Raw genomic sequence first — 2,378 nt, forward strand, 5'->3', positions numbered from 1 at the left:
TGCTGGCCCGCCCCAAGGTAGCTGGTGATCGTGGTGCTGGTGACGGCCCCGACGCTGGCGCTGAAGACGATGTCGCCGAACTCCTGGTAGTACGTGATGTCGTACCCGGCGATGGCGCAGCAGCCGGACGTGGCGGCCGTCCAGGTGAGCGTGACCGACGCGCTGCGGACCTCGCTGGCGGTCAGGTTTGTGGGGGCACTCGGCGGAACGGGCGAGGTGCTCGGCGTGCTGGACGGCGCAGTCGGCGGTGGCGGGGCGGTCCCGGCCGGCGCTGCGACCGACACCGCGGCCCCAGCGGGCGCCGGAGCGACCAACGGGTACGCGGCGGGCGTCACGGTGCCGGCGTCGGCTGCCGGCGCGGCGCCCAGAGCGCTGGCGAGCACCGCCGTCGACAGCACGAAGGCGGCCAGCAGGCCCGGCCGCGGACGGCCGATCAGCGAGGACGAGGGAGCACCTGTCATACGTCGACGATGCAGCAACAGATCGATGATCGCCAACATGTCTCACGCCTCGGCCGCTGCTCAACCCGGCGCATGGTGGGTCATCGCCACTCCTCTCCCCCTTCGCCTGGGCCGTGTCGCTCCGGCGCGGTGTGGCCGCACGTCGGCGAGTGTCCACTGTGTCGCTACCGACGCCATTGGCGGTGGTTGAGCGATTCGCTGGGAGCGATACCAGTGGGGCAAAATCCAATGCTTCCGATCGCTACACTCGCCGCAACGCCGGCACCGCCCGCAGAGCCGAGCCCGCGCCAATCCCGATCGAATGGAGACGCCTGTGACCCGCGACAAGGCGGCACCCCCCGGCATCGACCCCAATATTCCCAGCGTGGCCCGGGTCTATGACTTCTTCCTGGGCGGCAAGGACAACTTCGAGGTCGACCGGAAGGTCGCCGAGCACGCCCTGCGGATCACACCGGACGGACCGGCAGCCGGCCAGGCGAACCGGGCCTTCCTGCGTCGAGTGATTCGGTTCCTGGTCACCGAGGCGGGCATCGACCAGTTCCTCGACATCGGATCGGGGCTGCCCACCCAGGGCAACGTGCACGAGGTCGCCACTGAGCACAACCCGAAGGCTCAGGTGGTCTATGTGGACAACGACCCGATAGTCCTGACGCACGGACGGGCTCTGCTCGCCGCTGAGGGCACCGCGACGGTGATCCAGGCGGACATCCGGGAGCCGCAGGAGATCCTCAACCACCCTGACGTACGCCGGTTCCTCGACTTCGACCGGCCGATCGGCCTGCTGCTCTTCGCCATCCTGCACCACCTTGGCGACGACGAGGACCCGAAGGCGGTGGCGGCCGCGTTGATCGACGCGCTGCCCTCCGGCAGCTACGTGGCGATCTCGCACTTCCGCGACCCGGGTGAGCGGGACCCGGAGGGCTCCCGCAAGGCCCGCGAGGTCGAGCGGGTCTTCAACGAATCGCTCGGCACCGGCCGCTGGCGCACCGACGAGGAGATCCTCTCGTTCGCCGATGGGTTGACGGTGCTGGAGCCGGGTCTGGTGCCGCTGGCCGAGTGGCGCCCAGAGCCGGACGCACCGACGACGGTGCAGACCGACACCTATCACACCTTCGTCGGGCTCCTCGCCCGCAAACCGTAGGCGCCGTCTTCTGGTGAGCACGTCGGCGGGGGCGCCCCCCGCCGACGTGCTCACGTGTCAGATCTGAACTTGGTGTACCGACCCTGCCTAGGGCGCGGGTTCCAGTACGACGACTGGGATCTGTCGGGTCGTCTTCCGCTCGTAGTCGGCGAAGCCCGGATACGCGGTCTTCTGCGCGCTCCAGATCCGTTCCCGTTCGTCCCCGGCGGCCACTCTGGCGACCAACTCGATCTTGTCCGTACCGATCTCCGCTTGGACCTTCGGGTTGGCCAGCAGGTTGTAGTACCAGTCGGGATTGCTGGGCGCGCCGCCCTTGGAGGCGAACACGGCATAGCCGCCGTCCACCGTCTGGTACATCATCGGGCTCAGGCGAGGCTGACCGCTCTTGGCACCGACCGTGTGCAACAGCAGCAGCGGAGCGCCGGCGAACTGACCGCCGACCTGCCCGCCGTTGGCGCGAAACTCCGCGATGATCTTGTCGTTCCAGTCACTCATGAATTCTCCCCGCGTCCGCGCACCGGCTCCGTCGACACATTGTGGCAGTCGCAACGGTGAACGGCAGCGAACGCTTCCCGGCGTTGACCGGTCACGTTCAGGACCCGGCCGAAGTAGAAGCGGTCGCCCGACGACGACGCCAGCTCTGGATCTGGCAGAGCGGTCGTGGCGTCGGCAACGCTCACAAGCGGGGAGCTGTTCGGGGCAAGCATGCGGGGTTTCCTTCCGAAGGGCGCGATGGGGTACGGCGCCGGGGTGGACCTCGGTCCCGGGGTCGGCGA

General features: G+C 68.8%; 3 protein-coding genes. 1 reads left to right on the forward strand and 2 read right to left on the reverse strand.

Going from position 1 to position 2,378, the window contains the following annotated elements:
* The coding region (locus ABZ749_RS33985; protein ID WP_357235214.1) for a fibronectin type III domain-containing protein at positions 1-500 on the reverse strand (500 nt) is incomplete at its 3' end.
* 274 nt (positions 501-774) lie between these two features.
* Here ABZ749_RS33985 and ABZ749_RS33990 point away from each other — a divergent pair.
* The gene (locus ABZ749_RS33990; protein ID WP_357235217.1) at positions 775-1,602 is read left to right on the forward strand and encodes an SAM-dependent methyltransferase; all 828 of its coding nucleotides are present in this window, start codon (positions 775-777) and stop codon (positions 1,600-1,602) included.
* An 87-nt stretch (positions 1,603-1,689) separates the two neighbouring features.
* Here ABZ749_RS33990 and ABZ749_RS33995 read toward each other — a convergent pair whose 3' ends face one another.
* The gene (locus tag ABZ749_RS33995; RefSeq protein WP_357235220.1) at positions 1,690-2,097 is read right to left on the reverse strand and encodes a nitroreductase family deazaflavin-dependent oxidoreductase; all 408 of its coding nucleotides are present in this window, start codon (positions 2,095-2,097) and stop codon (positions 1,690-1,692) included.
* Positions 2,098-2,378 lie beyond the last annotated feature (281 nt).

This window comes from Micromonospora sp. NPDC047753 (genome assembly GCF_040642735.1).
In the GTDB taxonomy this organism is placed as follows: domain Bacteria; phylum Actinomycetota; class Actinomycetes; order Mycobacteriales; family Micromonosporaceae; genus Micromonospora.